13 protein-coding genes are annotated in these 14892 nt (G+C 50.2%); 8 read left to right on the top strand and 5 right to left on the bottom strand.

From position 1 onward, the window contains the following. Positions 1 to 58 precede the first annotated feature (58 nt). The 3 genes from ACR9Y8_RS00605 (at position 59) to ACR9Y8_RS00595 (ending at position 2133) form a co-directional block, all read left to right on the top strand. Positions 59 to 943, top strand: coding sequence for an AraC family transcriptional regulator (locus ACR9Y8_RS00605; RefSeq protein ID WP_481211279.1), 885 nt, complete (start codon positions 59 to 61; stop codon positions 941 to 943). An 88-nt stretch (positions 944 to 1031) separates the two neighbouring features. Next, on the top strand, positions 1032 to 1517 hold the full coding sequence (locus ACR9Y8_RS00600) for a TlpA disulfide reductase family protein (RefSeq protein WP_481211278.1): 486 nt from the start codon (positions 1032 to 1034) through the stop codon (positions 1515 to 1517). Positions 1518 to 1524: 7 nt separating this feature from the next. After that, positions 1525 to 2133 (top strand): thioredoxin family protein, encoded by a 609-nt coding sequence (locus ACR9Y8_RS00595; protein WP_481211277.1) that lies wholly within the window; start codon positions 1525 to 1527, stop codon positions 2131 to 2133. Between the two features lie 189 nt (positions 2134 to 2322). Here the strand turns inward: ACR9Y8_RS00595 and ACR9Y8_RS00590 are convergent, their stop codons facing one another. Then, entirely contained in the window at positions 2323 to 2859 is a 537-nt protein-coding gene (locus ACR9Y8_RS00590; RefSeq protein WP_481211276.1) for an outer membrane protein, read from the bottom strand. A 577-nt stretch (positions 2860 to 3436) separates the two neighbouring features. Here ACR9Y8_RS00590 and ACR9Y8_RS00585 point away from each other — a divergent pair. From ACR9Y8_RS00585 to ACR9Y8_RS00570, 4 genes are all read left to right on the top strand, one after another. Then, entirely contained in the window at positions 3437 to 4777 is a 1341-nt protein-coding gene (locus ACR9Y8_RS00585) for a TolC family protein (protein ID WP_481211275.1), read from the top strand. 4 nt (positions 4778 to 4781) lie between these two features. Further along, positions 4782 to 6074, top strand: coding sequence for an efflux RND transporter periplasmic adaptor subunit (locus ACR9Y8_RS00580; RefSeq protein WP_481211274.1), 1293 nt, complete (start codon positions 4782 to 4784; stop codon positions 6072 to 6074). 26 nt (positions 6075 to 6100) lie between these two features. After that, positions 6101 to 6847, top strand: a complete 747-nt coding sequence (locus ACR9Y8_RS00575; protein WP_481211273.1) for an ABC transporter ATP-binding protein — start codon at positions 6101 to 6103, stop codon at positions 6845 to 6847. A gap of 162 nt (positions 6848 to 7009) precedes the next feature. Next, complete coding sequence (locus ACR9Y8_RS00570; RefSeq protein WP_481211272.1) at positions 7010 to 8236, top strand: ABC transporter permease; 1227 nt, start codon at positions 7010 to 7012, stop codon at positions 8234 to 8236. A gap of 127 nt (positions 8237 to 8363) precedes the next feature. On the opposite strand, the gene ACR9Y8_RS00565 is transcribed toward ACR9Y8_RS00570, so the two are convergent. From ACR9Y8_RS00565 to ACR9Y8_RS00550, 4 genes are all read right to left on the bottom strand, one after another. Further along, a complete protein-coding gene (locus ACR9Y8_RS00565; protein WP_481211271.1) occupies positions 8364 to 10586 on the bottom strand; it encodes a transferrin receptor-like dimerization domain-containing protein in 2223 nt (740 codons plus the stop codon). A gap of 120 nt (positions 10587 to 10706) precedes the next feature. Then, positions 10707 to 11108 carry a hypothetical protein gene (locus ACR9Y8_RS00560; RefSeq protein WP_481211270.1) on the bottom strand — a complete coding sequence of 134 codons (402 nt, stop codon included), beginning with the start codon at positions 11106 to 11108 and terminating at the stop codon, positions 10707 to 10709. Positions 11109 to 11208: 100 nt separating this feature from the next. Then, positions 11209 to 11640, bottom strand: a complete 432-nt coding sequence (locus ACR9Y8_RS00555) for a DUF3828 domain-containing protein (protein WP_481211269.1) — start codon at positions 11638 to 11640, stop codon at positions 11209 to 11211. A 32-nt stretch (positions 11641 to 11672) separates the two neighbouring features. Then, on the bottom strand, positions 11673 to 12353 hold the full coding sequence (locus ACR9Y8_RS00550; RefSeq protein ID WP_481211268.1) for a hypothetical protein: 681 nt from the start codon (positions 12351 to 12353) through the stop codon (positions 11673 to 11675). A gap of 246 nt (positions 12354 to 12599) precedes the next feature. Between ACR9Y8_RS00550 and ACR9Y8_RS00545 the strand changes: the two genes are divergently transcribed. Next, entirely contained in the window at positions 12600 to 14858 is a 2259-nt protein-coding gene (locus tag ACR9Y8_RS00545; RefSeq protein WP_481211267.1) for a family 20 glycosylhydrolase, read from the top strand. The last annotated feature ends 34 nt before the right edge of the window (positions 14859 to 14892 follow it).

Genomic DNA, 14892 nt, shown 5'->3' with positions numbered 1-14892 from the left:
TGGCAATAAGAGCGTTTAACGGAAACCAGAACGGCTATTATTTGATAAATTCTACGAGATGAAACCGATACTCAGAAAGGTATCCGTACACGGGGGACAATCATTCAGCGTGCGGGAGGACATTCTTCCTTATCTCTACAATCACTGGCATTATCATCCTGAAGCTGAACTAACACTGATCCGCAAAGGCCGGGGCACCCGCCTGGTAGGCGATCATATGGAGCGCTTCGCGGATGGCGACCTGGTGCTGCTCGGCCCCAACCTGCCACATATGTGGCGCAACGATGCGGACTATTTCAAGGCAGACAGCGATCTGCATATTGAAGCCGTGGCCATTCATTTCCATGAAAATTTCTGGGGCGATGCTTTCCTGCAGCTTCCTGAGATGGAACCGGTACGGCTGCTGCTGAAACAGGCGCGCAGGGGCATCCGTATCAGCGGGGCCGCCCGTGAGCAGCTTTCCCTGCAGATGGAAGAAATGCTGCAGGCCAGCGGCCCGCAACGCATCACCATCCTGATCAAGCTGCTGACGGCCATCGCCGCCAGCCCGGAAAAAAGCCCGCTGAGCAGCCTGGGATTTGTGCAGGAATATAACCTGCAACGTACCGACAAGATCAATGAAATTTACCATTATACCTTTAACCATTTCACCAATCCCATTAGCATAGAGGAAGTAGCGAAAGCCGTGCATATCAGTCCGCATTCCTTTTGCCGTTATTTCAAAACCAGGACCTCCAAAACCTATTTTGAATTCCTGGCAGAACTACGTATAGGCCATGCCTGCAAGCTGATACTGGAAAACGGGATGAGCATGGCGCAGGTATGTTATTCCAGCGGGTTTAACAATGTAGCGAACTTTAACCGCAAGTTTAAGGAGCTGACGGGCAAAACGCCGCTGCAGTATTACAAAGAGTATGCGCAGGGCTTAACGCTTCATGCATAACGCCTACGCAACGTTAGGCATGCAGCCATTCATAAATTAAAATAGCCGGTTTGCCTGCTTCTTTGTAACTTTTATATACGCATGGTATATGTTTTTAAAACCGGCCTTATATACCGCTTTATTGAACACCTTGCTCCTGCATGCCGTGGCGCAGGAAGTAACATTGGCCACAGTAGATCAGCTGGAACATCGTTTTGCAGCGGGCAGCGATACCACCTACATCGTTAATTTCTGGGCCACCTGGTGCGGTCCCTGTGTTGACGAGCTGCCGCATTTCGAGAAATTTGGCCAGGCCTATAAGGACGAAGCTGTGAAGATATTACTGGTAAGCCTGGATGCCCGGTCCAAGCTGCGCGCAAATGTGATCCCCTTTGTCCGCAAAGAACAGCTGAAAAATGAAGTGCTGCTGTTAAACGAAAAGGATCAGCAGGAATATATAGATCGTATCAGCCCCGACTGGTCGGGCAGCTTGCCGGCCACGCTCTTTGTGAACAAAGGAAAACAATTACGCCGTTTACAGGAAAAAGCCTTCACCTATGATCAATTGGTAACAATTTACAGATCATTAAAATAGTACCGTTATGCGAAGCTTACTCCTCCTTTCATTGCTCATGCTGGGGCTTATTGCCCGGGCACAGGTAACAGGTTACCAGGTAGGCGATGTGGTAACCGATTTTAATCTGAAGAATGTTGACAACAAAAAAGTTTCACTGGCCAGCTTTCCCAATGCCAAAGGGTATATTGTTATATTCGGCTGTAATACCTGCCCGGTATCCCGCGGGTATGAGAACAGGATGGTAGCGCTGCAGCAGCAGTTTGCCGCCAAAGGTTATCCTGTGATCATGATCAACCCCAACGACCCGGAGGCACAGCAGGGAGAAGCTTTTGAAGATATGCAGCAACATTATAAGAAAAGCAGCCTTACCTTCCCTTACCTGGAAGACCCGGGACAAGTGGTTACCCGCCGTTTCGGCGCTTTACGCACCCCGCATGTGTTTGTATTGCAGAAGAATAATAAAGGCGCTGTAGTAGCTTATATCGGCGCTATAGATAATGATCCTGATAATGACAACGCCAGCAGGATCAATTATGTGCAGAATGCGGTAAATGCATTGATGGCAGGAAAACAGCCGGAGCCGCCGTTTACTAAAGCAGTGGGATGTGGGGTGAAGTCGAAGAGAAGCATTTAGCTGTTAGCTGTTGGCTATTAGCTATTAGCTGTTAGCTATTAGCTTTTAGCTGGTAGCATATCAATAAAAAGTCCATGGTTTACGAGTGGGATCACATGATCTCCGCGGTAAACTATGGACTTTTCTATTTCTATTTCTATTGCTAATAGCTAACAGCTAATAGCCAACAGCTAAAAGCTAACAGCTAGCTTAGAAATTCCATCCTGCCTTCAAACCCCAGAAGCCAACGTTCTGTTCGCTTTTGTACCAGCCTTCGTATTTAGCCTGCAGATCAAAGCCCAATACACGGATACCAACACCGGGAGAGAAGATGATCGCAGAACCATCTGCAGCGTCGCCCAGGTAATTGGCTGCACCGCTTTCTACTTTCACATATAACAGGGGAATGGGGAACTTATATTTCAAACCCACACGTACAGGGATAGCCTGCAGGGCGTCAACTTTCGCCGTGCCTACACCTGCCACATCTATCTCTTTGCCCCCGAAACGCATATAGCTTACAGAGCCGGTAACGGCCAGGCCGCCTATCAGCTTGATATCAGCGCCTAAACCTGCGCCAAAGCCTGTATTATGCGTATCGCTCAGGTCACCGGTAGGGATGCCTGCTTCAATAAAGGGACCAATACTGAACCGTTTAAGGGGATTAAGCTGTGCATGAGATAAATTGCTGGTCAGACACAGGATCAGCAACATACCGGCAATGATAGAAAAGGTCTTCTTCATCATGTAGCATTTAGTTTTACAGGAAAGGTTATTATAAATTTTGTGTAAATGTAAATAAATGATTCGGAATTTCTTGCTTACCGTTATAAAAAATTAGCCTTATACATAGTTAGTAACCAAATTTCGCGCCAGTTGCAACTGATGTAGCCCTTTTGCGCCGGTATGTTAGATCTGGGTTGGTATCATGTTGCTTTCCTGTTACCATATGTTCCATTGTTGTCCCATATCTGTCTCATGGTTGTCCCATCTCTATAAAAGGAATGGGACAACTGTGAGGCTGACATGGGGGTGGAATAACTAAAACGGGAACACCCGGGGGGATCGATAGCTGTTTTTGCCCGGTTTCACCTCAGCAGACGTGCAAGCTAAGAGCAATATCTCATACCGCTATCCCCTGAACCTTCTCTGTTAATCAGTGTTAACGTATTAAACCCCGACCGCCATCTTTCAGTCAGTATTTCGCGTTCACAAAGCGGGCGCCCGGCGCCTGTTAAGGAGTGTTAAGGACTGTTAAATAGTCTTAATAAAACACAGTGCGGCGCGAAACGTGAATGCTCTTTACTCACGAACAGGATTTACTATGAAGCGCGTCTTTCTATTCACGATCATATCCATCACGGTCATTACCGGCCGTTTAACCGCACAGGATACCACCACCAACAACTTGCCGGAGAAATGGACCCTGGAGCAATGCATCGATTACGCCAGGCAGCATAACATTCAGTTGAGCAACCTGCGTTTAAGCCAGGAATCCAGCCGTGAAGACCTGCTGCAATCCAAAGCTGCGCGACTGCCCAGCGTTGCAGGTACGGCTTCGCAGTATTACACGCATGCCAGGAACGCGGATCCGGTGATAGGCGGCTTCCAGACGCAATCTTCCGTTGCCAGCAATTACGCTCTCAGCTCCAGCTGGACCCTTTACCAGGGCGGCTATATCAGGAACGACATTAAAGAGAAAGACCTGCTCTTACAGGCAGCCAACCTGAATCTGCTGCAATCGGAAAATGATATCACCCTGCAAATTACCCAGGCTTACCTAAACATCCTGCTGGCCGGGGAAAACATCGTATATGCCAAAGACCTGCTGCAAACCTCGCAGGCGCAACGGCAACAGGGACAGCAGCGCTTCGATGCGGGCAGCATCGCACGTAAAGACCTGGCGCAGCTGGAAGCACAACAGGCTGCAGACCAATACTCACTGGTGACGGCAGAAAATGCCTACCGCCAAAACCTGCTCATACTTAAACAGCTGCTACAGCTGCCTACCACTTATTCATTCGGGATCGTGCAGCCGGATACCATGGCCGTAGAAAGGCCGGTGCCCAGCCTGGCCACCGCACAGGAACTGGCCCTGCAAAGCAGACCCGAGGTAAAGACCGGGGAACTGTCTGTACAAGTCGCGGAAATCGGGCTGGCCAAAGCCAAAGCGGGCTTTAAACCTACCCTGAGCCTGGGCACCAGCCTGGCCTCCGGCTTCTCTGATAACCAGTCGTACAGCTACTGGCAGCAGCTGGATAACAACTTCTACCAAAGGGCCGGATTAACCCTGGCCGTTCCCATCTTCAGCAACCGGGTGAACAAAACCAACGAAGCCAAAGCGAAGATCCAGATAGACCAGGCCAAACTCTCCCTGCAGGATACCAAAATGGTGCTGTCGCAAACAGTAGAGCAGGCTTATCTCAACCTGCAGAACACACAGGAGCAGTACAAGGCAGCAGCGCAACAGCTGAGCGCCAGCGAAGAAGCATACCGCATTGCAGTAGCACAGCTGAAGCTGGGGGCGGTGAACATCGTAGACCTGCAGGTGCAGAAGAACCTGTACATACAGGCGCTGCAATCCTTTATACAGGCCAAATACAGCACTATCCTCAACAGGAAGATATATGAATTCTATACAGGAGAACCAGTAACAAACGAATGAAACTATGAAAAAATATAAATGGCTAATAGCAGGTATCGTCATCCTTTTGCTGGCAGCACTTTGGTTTTGGAAATTCAGGAACCGCGAAGCGCCGGTGGTGATCAGCACAGAGAAACCCACCTATGGTTTCATTGCCAACGCGATCACCGCCACAGGCACCATACAGCCGGTGGATACGGTGTCTGTTGGCACGCAGGTATCGGGCACCATCAGATATATCTATGCAGATTTCAATACCCAGGTAAAGAAAGGACAGCTGGTGGCTGAACTGGACAAATCACTGTTACAGGCCCAGGTAAACCAGTACCAGGCCAACCTGCGCTCAGCAGAAGACCAGCTGGTATACCAGCAAAGCAATTTCAACCGGCAATCGCAACTGTTCCAGGTAGGCGCCATTGCCCGGGCAGATTTTGAAACGGCGCAATACACCCTCAACAGCGCCAAAGCCAATGTGGCCGCTATCAAAGCACAGCTGCAATCGGCCAATCAGAACCTGGCCTACAGCAATATCTACTCTCCTATTGACGGCGTAGTCATGAGCAGGAATGTGAACATCGGCCAAACTGTGGCCGCCAGCTTCAACACCCCTACCCTGTTCATTATCGCAAAAGACCTGACCAAGATGCAGGTACAGGCCAGTGTGGATGAAGCCGACATCGGCAACGTACAAAAAGGACAACGTGTAACCTTTACCGTGGATGCATTTCCCGACGATGTATTTAACGGTACCGTACAGGAGATCCGCCTGCAGCCCACCACCTCCGCCAATGTGGTGACCTACGTAACCATCATAGACGCTCCCAATAACGATATGCGGCTCAAACCCGGGATGACCGCTAACGTAACCATCTATACGAAAGAAGCGAAGAACGCCCTCCTGGTCAGTGCCAAGGCCCTGAAGTTCAAGCCTGATTCCGCCCTGCTGAAAGATTATGTGATCCTGGGCCACAGGGGAAGGGATACCAGCCATGCCGGCGCCTCTCCCGCTTTTTACCGCAGCAAACGGCCGGATACCCTGCAAACAAAACCGGATACCAGCAAAAAACTAACCGCCCCGGATGAGGCAGCACACCGCGCCTCTGTATGGATCCAGCGGGGTGACACGCTGCTGCAGCGGCGGATATTGACCGGGCTGAATGATGAGACGAATGTGCAGGTGCTTCACGGACTGGATACATCGGATAATGTGATCAATGATGCCCGGCGCTTAAGCCGGAGCGAGAAGAGCGGCCAGGCTGCGAAAAGTCCGTTTATGCCATCCAGACCGAGAGGCGGAGGCGGAAGAAGAGGAGGATGATAGTGCAAAAAAAAAATGATGAACCGATGAATAACAAAATATTAGAGATACAGGAACTGAAAAGAGAATTCCGGATGGGAACAGAAACGGTGCGGGCATTGAAAGGCGTATCCTTTGAGGTAACGGCAGGAGAATTTGTGACCATCATGGGCAGCAGCGGCAGCGGCAAAACAACCTTGCTGAATATATTGGGTTGCCTGGATAAGCCTACCGCAGGTAATTATCTGCTGGATGGCGTGAATGTGGGCGGGCTCTCGCGGGATGAGCTGGCAAGGCTGCGTAACCGGAAGATAGGCTTTGTGTTCCAGTCGTATAACCTGCTGGCGCGCACCAGTGCGCTGGAGAACGTAGAACTGCCCCTGTTCTACAACTCCGCGCTGACGGCGCATGACAGAAAGGAGAAGGCCATCAGAGCCCTGGAAGCCGTGAAGCTGGCAGAACGGCTGGACCACATGCCCAACCAGCTCTCCGGCGGACAGCAGCAACGTGTAGCCATTGCCCGCGCACTGGTGAACGAGCCAGTAATGATCCTGGCAGATGAGGCCACCGGTAACCTGGATACCCGCACTTCGTACGAGATCATGGCGTTGTTGCAGGAATTGCACCAGGCGGGTAAAACCATCGTATTTGTGACGCACGAACCGGATATCGCTGCTTTCAGCAGCCGGACCGTCATGCTGCGGGATGGCAAGGTAATTAAAGACCAAAAGAATGAAAACATCAGATCAGCCAGACAGGCATTGGCGGAATTGCCGGTAACGGATGATTATTAAATGTTTAAGGTTTGAAGTTTGAAGTTTGAGGTTTGAAGTTTGAGGTTTGAAGTTCGTTAGATGTTAGATGTCTTGATTAGTAGCCGGACTATTGTAATGAACCTGTAACTTTCAACGAACCTCAAACCTCAAACCTCAAACCTCAAACTTGAACTATTTGTTATGAGCTTTCTGAATCTTATAAGAATCGCCCTCCGGGCCTTGCAACGTAACAAGCTGCGGGCATTCCTCACCATGCTGGGCATTATCATCGGGGTAGGCGCAGTGATCGCCATGGTAGCTATCGGCCAGGGCTCCAAGCAAAGCATCCAGGACCAGCTATCCAGCATGGGCTCCAACATGATCACCGTACGGCCTAACAGTAATGTAACAGTAGGCGGAGGTGCGAGGCTGGATGCCACCAGCCTGCAAACGCTGAAACTGGAAGATGTGAATGCCATAGCACAGCAGGCGCAGTACATCAGCGCCGTTTCACCGCAGGTATCGGGCAGAGGGCAGGCCATCAGCGGGGCATTGAACTGGCCCACTACCATACAGGGTGTCAGCCCTGATTACCTGGATATACGGGACTGGCCACTGAAAGACGGCATCGCCTTTACTGAGAACGATGTGAAGGCGGCCAGCAAAGTATGTCTTGTGGGACAAACAGTCGTGGAGAACCTGTTCAGTGCCGGTGAAAGCCCCGTAGGGAAAACCATCCGCTTCAACAAGATCCCCTTCAAAGTGATCGGGGTACTGAGCGAGAAAGGCGAAAATGCATTCGGACAAGACCAGGACGATATTATCATTGCCCCCTATACTACCGTACAAAAAAGAATCCTCGCCATTCCATACATCCAGAACATATATGCGTCGGCGATAGATGAGAGCAGCACTACACAGGCCACTGCAGAGCTGACAGACATCCTGCGCAGCGCTCACAAACTGAAAACCGGGGACGATGATGATTTTACTGTACGTACACAGGCAGAACTGATCAATACCTTCAGCTCTACCAGCCAGCTGCTGACGGTACTGCTGGCCGCCATTGCAGGCATCTCACTGGTAGTGGGCGGCATTGGCATCATGAACATCATGTATGTATCGGTAACGGAGCGCACTAAGGAAATAGGCCTGCGTATGTCTATCGGCGCCAGGGGTATTGATATCCTGCTGCAGTTCCTGATAGAAGCGATCCTCATCAGTATCACCGGCGGGATCATTGGTATCCTGCTGGGGCTAACGGCGTCTAAACTGATCACCATCTTTCTTTCATGGCCTACCCTGGTATCCGAAAGTTCTATTGTCCTCTCCTTCCTGGTATGTACTGTTACGGGGGTATTCTTTGGCTATTACCCGGCGGTGAAGGCCAGCAGGCTGGACCCGATAGAAGCGTTGAGGTATGAATAAGTTGTCAGTTGTCAGTCGTAAGTTGTCAGTTGTCAGTCGTAAGTCGTAAGTCGTAAGTCGTCAGTGATTGATACGAAAATATACTCGCTTTAATCACTGACGACTTACAACTGACCACTGACAACTATTATTTTACCAGATTTACAATTTCATTCAATTTACTACTCAACCTGTTCACTGCTGCAGCTGCAACCTGGATCTGTTCCTGGGCTTCTTTCCAGTTACGTTGTTCGATCGCTTCGCGTATGCCGGGAAGGGTTTTTACGCCGTAGCCGGTGTAAAAGCCGGGAGCATAGATAGTGTGTTTAAACCAGGAACGGCGGGGCAGTCCGGCTTCCGTGAGCAGGCTTTGTTCCGCTTTATACAGCGCTTCATTAAGGCTTTGCCGGGCGGCGGCGCTAATGGTGGTTTTAGCCAGGGAGTCCGCCAGTTTTGCGCTGGATCTGTCCAGCGCTACAAGGGCGTTTTGCAGGGCAGAGAAATCCAGGTAAGGTACCTCCGCTTTTGCTGCCGGTGCGGTAAACGGTTTGGTGGGATCGCTGGCCAGCTGGTAAGTGCGTTCTTTGATCAGGCGGTTTTCCAGCAGGGTGCTTTCGCGGAGCTGGTCTGTTTGATCCGTGAGGTCTTTTACATAACCGCTGATAGTTTTATGCAGGTCGCTAAAGTCGAAAGGCAGCACATCGGCGTCTGCCAGGCGAAGAGCAGCGCGACCGGCTACTTTAGACAGGGCCACCCCATAGTGAAAGCCGGGATCTTTAAAGCGGGAATAATCATCATAAGAATCATAGATAGAGTGATATTCACCGCCGTCATCTTCTCCGCCAAAGCCCAGGTTCAGGGAGGGAATGCCCAGGTGCTGGAAGAAAGGTGAGTAGTCTGATCCGGAGCCCAGGGCGCCCAGCGTGAGGGATTTTTTCTCCAGCTGCTCTTTTCTTTTTGCAGGGGCGGCGTTCACCACCTGTGCGGCTTTCATTCTTTCGTATATGCTCACCTGTGTTTGCGGGTCGGTCACATCTTTTGCGATCACATCCATTAGCTTTGTCAGTGCATGCGAACCACCGGCGCCGAGAAAGCCACGGCCATTGCCGTCTGTATTGATGTAGGCTACTGCTTTCTGCTGCAGCTCAGCAGCATGATCTTCCACCCATTCAGTAGAGCCCAGAAGACCGGGCTCTTCGCCGTCCCAGGCGCAGTATACGAGCGTACGTTTAGGTTGGTAGCCGTTCTTCACGAGTGCGCCGATAGCTTTCGCCTCTTCCAGCAGCGAGGCCAATCCACTAACGGGATCTCCTGCGCCGTTCACCCAGGCATCGTGGTGGTTGCCGCGGATCACCCATTGATCGGGATACTGGGAGCCTTTGATGGTGGCGATCACATCGTAGGCGGGTACGATGTTCCAATTGCATTCCACTTGTAAATGCACGGTAGCTTTGCCCGGACCGGTATGATAGGTGATGGGCAGCGCGCCCCGCCAGTCTTCCGGCACTACAGGGCCTTCGAGGGCAGCCAGCAAAGGCTGCGCATCGTGATAGCTGATGGGCAATACAGGGATCTTCAGGATGGTAGGTGCAGCAGCACGTTCCAGCCTTTTGGCATTCTCTGTAGCGCCTACGCCAGGTGTGAGCGGATCACCGGGATAGATCACCATGTCCATAACGGAGCCACGTTGCACGCCGAATTCATTTTTAAAGGCGCCTTTGGGGTATACATCGCCTTCGTAGTAACCATCCTCTTTAGGATCAGAATAGATGATACAGCCGATGGCGCCATGTTCTGCAGCTACTTTAGGTTTGATGCCTCTCCAGGAGCGGCCGTAACGGGCGATAACGATCTTGCCTTTAACGTCTATCCCTAAACGCTCCAGCTGTTCATAATCAGCAGGAAGGCCAAAGTTCACATATACCAGGGGTGCAGTTACGTTGCCGTCGCCGCTCCAGGCATTATAGGTAGGCAGCTGGCCTGCCTGTCCGGAGGTAGCATCTTCCTTCAGGGCCGGTTCTTTCAGCAAGGCGGTATATTTTGTGGGAGCGGTGAGCTCCAGCACTCTTGTTTTAGGTGTAGGGAAAAGTACCTGGTAAGTGACTATGCGGGCATCCCATCCATAGCTTTTAAATTGGTTCAGGATCTTCTCGGCTACGGCTTTACCTTCTGTGGCGCCTATGTTGTGAGGTTTCGAAGAAAATTCCTTTATGTTTTCGCCGATGTGTGTGCTGCTGAGCTGTTGGTCAAAGCTGGCTTCGAGTTGTGTATTGATTCCTTTGGCGCCGTTGGCCTTATCCTGGGCAGCTGCAGGTTGCGGAAGCTCCATCGCAAGGGCGGCAGCCATGGCAAGCGTGATAGGTATTCTCATGTTGTTGTTCTGATGATATGCAGGTGATTAAATTTTGGTTGGCGCAGACGATCATAGTCTACCGACAGTGTAGACAATTATACGGCGAATAGTTTTATTATGCAAGGGGAAAGTTAGTCGTTATGGATGAGTGGTATCGGCAGGTTGCGGGGCCGAAGTGTCGGGGCGTTGGGGTTGTATACTATCTGCGGGTAGTGTGTGGGTAGAGTCTGTACGGGTAGTGTCCCTCGTTTTGCCGGTGAGGATGCTGTCTGCCTGCATGGGGCTTATCCGGGTACTGGGAGCATTGCGTTCCTGCCTGGTCATGGTGCCCGTCTTTTCCATGTCTTTTAATTCTTTTTTGCTGAAAAGGTTCTGGGGATGTTTTTCGCGGCGGAGGCCTTCATCAAAGCGGTACTCAGCGCCCATGCGGGGAGCCTGGTAGACGTGCTCTTTCCGTTCAAAAACGCGATGGACGCGTGCGCAGCTGTATAGTAACAATGCGGAAGCGAATATGGTCACTGTCTCCCGGGGTAGACGCATATAGATTTGATTTAATGAGATATGGATATAGTAATGACTCTGAGGGGATAACGGTAAGGGGCCGGGGTTTATTGTTTGCTACAGCCTGTTACCAGCCGGCTTAGTAGGTAATGGCGTCTATCTTATAACGTTCTTTTTCTTTCACCACCAGCAGCCTGATAGTCGTCTTTGTTTGAGTATCCTTATCTAGCAGAGAAATAATATATCCATCTTTTTTTCTCAGCGGATCTTTGCTGACAGAAAGTGTTTTCAACCAGTCTTCATCGGCATCCCGGGCGTTCAGAAATGGATCATAGTCCAGCTCTGCGCCTTTTATCTTGCTTAAAAGCCCTGCTGTGCAATATTGCTTCCTGATTGAATGGAGTTTCTTTTCGCTGGGTGATTCCTTCAGGAACTCAGCGATATATTCCGTATAAAACTGTCTTAACATCTCCATGGAAGCATCACTCGGGGCCTTGGCGCGCGCAGGCCCGGAAAGGCTTATCACCGCGAAAACGGTTATCAGGAATGAGGTCAGGAGTGTAGGTTTCATGTAATAAATTTAATAACAAAATACGGATTCCGTTATTTAAATCTTATCCGCATTGACATCTTGGTTATGTTATCCGGCTTGACGGCAGGGTTCATGTTTATTTTAACATGATCCCGCAAGTAACCGGATAAAATGGGGAAAAATTGTCTCTCCACACTATCAGATGGTTGATTCGGGGGATAGCTAACTATGGCGCCACCATTGCGGTATATGGCAAGTTTCACAATTTTAAAACTATCGATCGCCGCATTTTCATGAATGTATAGGTCAACAACAGCATAACCGGTTGATTTTCCGCCGTTAAAATTGATAGGAAGTGCAGCGAAATAATCTTCCTGCTCAATATCAAATGGCATTGGCTGTATAGGATCAGTGAGCACAGTGGGAGTGCCTGCAGTTGATTGATGTGACTGAAGCCAATCGGCATCAAGCGCTTTCGATGTGTAGTTAAAAACGAGATCTTTATCCCATTTGAGTTTTCGCTTTATCAATACCCTACCTGAACGATCTATCTTATACGGTTCATTATTGTAAGATAAGACAGTTTCAAGCTGCTTATAGAATTCGGCATTAACTTCAACCTTTTCATAAACATCCTTTCCCGGTTGAAAGAGAATGGGCTCAAATTCGAGATACGTGTTCAGATAGTAAAAATAGATTATAGCGCATAAAAGCGGAAGGAATAACCAGATCGTCCATTTCTTAACTTTCATAATATTAAAAATAACGAAGCACTATGTCATCCATTTTCGAAGACAACTTTTAAACAAATCCGGTCTATGCCAAGGGGTTTTCATCTTTCAATATTCGTTGACAATGACCTCATCATCTGGTCAACAATCACTACTCTCAGGCACTACCACACAAATAAAAGGAGATTTTCTTTTTCAAACGAATTTTTCCCTGGATATTTATCTCACCGCACTCTATCTTGCAACTTGCAAAAAATACAGGAGTACATGATCAAACGTTGTCTAATGGCATGGCTGCTGCTGGCAGGGTGCGCCACCGTATCCTTCGCGCAGTCTTCAGAAAAGAACAGCATCAATATCATTCCCAAGCCATTGCAGGTAACTGCAAAAGAAGGCTTTTTTCAATTAAAGCCCGGCACCGGAATATTCGCCAGCCCTGCTTTCCAGCCGGCCGCTAAGCTGTTCATCCAGCAAGCCGGCTTATCGCAGCCACTACAGACGCTAAAAGGCAACGCAACACCGGCAAACGCTATCAGCTTTGTAAAAGCCGCGCGCAACGCCTTCCCCTCTCCTGTTGCTTACCGCCTGGAGATTACACCGAATAAAGTAACCATTACTGCTAACAGCGACACCGGCGCCCTGAACGGCATGTATTCCCTCTTACAACTACTGCTGCTGCAACCGGAAAAAGGCACGCTGCCCTGTGCACTGATCAATGATCAGCCACGCTTCTCCTACCGGGGCATTCACCTGGATGTGTCCCGTCATTTCCGCGACACCGCCGAGATCAAACGTTTCCTGGACCTGATGGCCCTTTATAAAATGAATACTTTCCACTGGCACCTTACCGACGGCGCCGGCTGGCGGCTGGAAATAAAAAAGTACCCGGAGCTTACCAGGCAAGCCGCCTGGAGAACGCAACAAAACTGGAAAGACTGGCGGGACCATGGCCGCAGATACAGCACAGAAGGTGATCCCAACGCCTACGGCGGTTATTATACACAAGACGAAGCACGGGCCGTTGTGGCCTATGCCAAAGTGCGCGGCATTACCGTAATACCGGAAATTGAGATGCCCGGCCACTCTGAAGAAGTGCTGGCCGTGTACCCGCAGCTGGGATGCACAGGCTTACCTTATAAAAACTCAGAGTATTGCCTGGGCAACGACAGCACCTTCACTTTCCTGGAAGGCGTGCTGACAGAAGTAATGAGCATCTTTCCTTCTACGTATATTCATATAGGTGGCGACGAAGCAGATAAGAAAGCCTGGAAGCAATGTCCCAAATGCCAGCGGCGAATAAAAGACGAGCACCTGGCAGACGAACATGCCCTGCAAAGCTATGCTGTCCGCAGAATGGAAAAATTCCTGCAGCATCACCATCGCAGGCTGCTGGGCTGGGACGAGATCCTGGAAGGCGGACTGGCCCCGGACGCCACCGTTATGTCCTGGCGGGGAGAAGCAGGCGGTATCACCGCCGCCAAAGAGGGCCATGATGTAGTGATGACGCCGGGCCGCTTCTGCTACTTTGATGCCTACCAGGGCGACCCCGTTACGCAGCCTGAAGCCATCGGCGGTTATCTGCCCCTGGAAAAAGTATACAGCTATGATCCTGTACCACAGGAGCTGGACAGCAATGCAGCCAAACATATCCTGGGCGCACAGGCAGCCATCTGGACAGAATATATCCCTACTTTCAGTCACCTGGAATATATGGTCTACCCGCGGCTCTTAGGTCTTTCAGAAGTAACGTGGACAGCCGCGAAAGACAAGCGCTGGGCCGATTTCCAGCAAAGGCTGCAGGCGCATTACCTGTTATTACAGCGCTTACACGTTAACTACTACCGGCCTTCTTATGACCTTACCATCAAGCCGGTGTTTAACTATGCACAGGGCACAGCTACCATTACTTTCAGCAGCGAACAATATCAACCGCAGATCCGGTATACGCTGGACGGCACAGCGCCCAATGCCGGCTCTTCCCTGTTCAAAGACAGCATCCTCTTGAACCACTCCGCTGTAGTAAATGCGGCCATCTTCCGGGATACCATTCTGCCAGGAAAGATAGCAAGCCTCGCGGTAGATTTTCATAAAGCCATCGGTAAGAAAGTACAGTATAATAAGCCTTACAGCAAAAGCTATGTAGCCCAGCAGGACAGCACGCTGGTAAATGGCTACAGGGGCAGCCTTACCTATGGTGATGGCCAATGGCAGGGCTTTACCAACGACCTGGATGTTACCCTGGATATGGAGCAGGTTACCACGTTGCAAAGCCTTTCTATTTCATTTATGCAGCTCACAGGCCCGGGCGTTTATATGCCGGGATCAGTGGAAGTATCGGTGTCTGACGACGGGCAAACTTTCCGGCCGGTGCAGAAAGTAGAGAATGATGTGCCGGTAAGCCAGGCAAGGCTCACCTTCAAAGAATTCAAATTTGATCTGAAGCAGGAAAAGGCAAGATATGTAAGAGTGTATGCGCCCAATACACAGCGGGGATTTCTGTTTACGGACGAGATAATTGTGTACTAGCTATTAGCTTTTGGCAGTTAGCTGTTAGCCATTT

It is taken from the genome of Chitinophaga sp. SVR4-12A, from assembly GCF_056754765.1.
The sequence above is the reverse complement of the archived record's forward strand: the minus strand, read 5'-3'. Positions and strand labels throughout refer to the sequence as shown.

What these genes read in the sequence shown, in the direction of transcription:
- ACR9Y8_RS00570 (WP_481211272.1), top strand. Translation starts at nt 7,010, where the DNA reads ATGAGCTTTCTGAATCTTATAAGAATCGCCCTCCGGGCCTTGCAACGT.
- ACR9Y8_RS00550 (WP_481211268.1), bottom strand. Translation starts at nt 12,353, where the DNA reads ATGAAAGTTAAGAAATGGACGATCTGGTTATTCCTTCCGCTTTTATGC.
- ACR9Y8_RS00545 (WP_481211267.1), top strand. Translation starts at nt 12,600, where the DNA reads ATGATCAAACGTTGTCTAATGGCATGGCTGCTGCTGGCAGGGTGCGCC.
- ACR9Y8_RS00580 (WP_481211274.1), top strand. Translation starts at nt 4,782, where the DNA reads ATGAAAAAATATAAATGGCTAATAGCAGGTATCGTCATCCTTTTGCTG.
- ACR9Y8_RS00600 (WP_481211278.1), top strand. Translation starts at nt 1,032, where the DNA reads ATGTTTTTAAAACCGGCCTTATATACCGCTTTATTGAACACCTTGCTC.
- ACR9Y8_RS00565 (WP_481211271.1), bottom strand. Translation starts at nt 10,586, where the DNA reads ATGAGAATACCTATCACGCTTGCCATGGCTGCCGCCCTTGCGATGGAG.
- ACR9Y8_RS00560 (WP_481211270.1), bottom strand. Translation starts at nt 11,108, where the DNA reads ATGCGTCTACCCCGGGAGACAGTGACCATATTCGCTTCCGCATTGTTA.
- ACR9Y8_RS00590 (WP_481211276.1), bottom strand. Translation starts at nt 2,859, where the DNA reads ATGATGAAGAAGACCTTTTCTATCATTGCCGGTATGTTGCTGATCCTG.
- ACR9Y8_RS00605 (WP_481211279.1), top strand. Translation starts at nt 59, where the DNA reads ATGAAACCGATACTCAGAAAGGTATCCGTACACGGGGGACAATCATTC.
- ACR9Y8_RS00555 (WP_481211269.1), bottom strand. Translation starts at nt 11,640, where the DNA reads ATGAAACCTACACTCCTGACCTCATTCCTGATAACCGTTTTCGCGGTG.
- ACR9Y8_RS00585 (WP_481211275.1), top strand. Translation starts at nt 3,437, where the DNA reads ATGAAGCGCGTCTTTCTATTCACGATCATATCCATCACGGTCATTACC.
- ACR9Y8_RS00575 (WP_481211273.1), top strand. Translation starts at nt 6,101, where the DNA reads ATGAATAACAAAATATTAGAGATACAGGAACTGAAAAGAGAATTCCGG.
- ACR9Y8_RS00595 (WP_481211277.1), top strand. Translation starts at nt 1,525, where the DNA reads ATGCGAAGCTTACTCCTCCTTTCATTGCTCATGCTGGGGCTTATTGCC.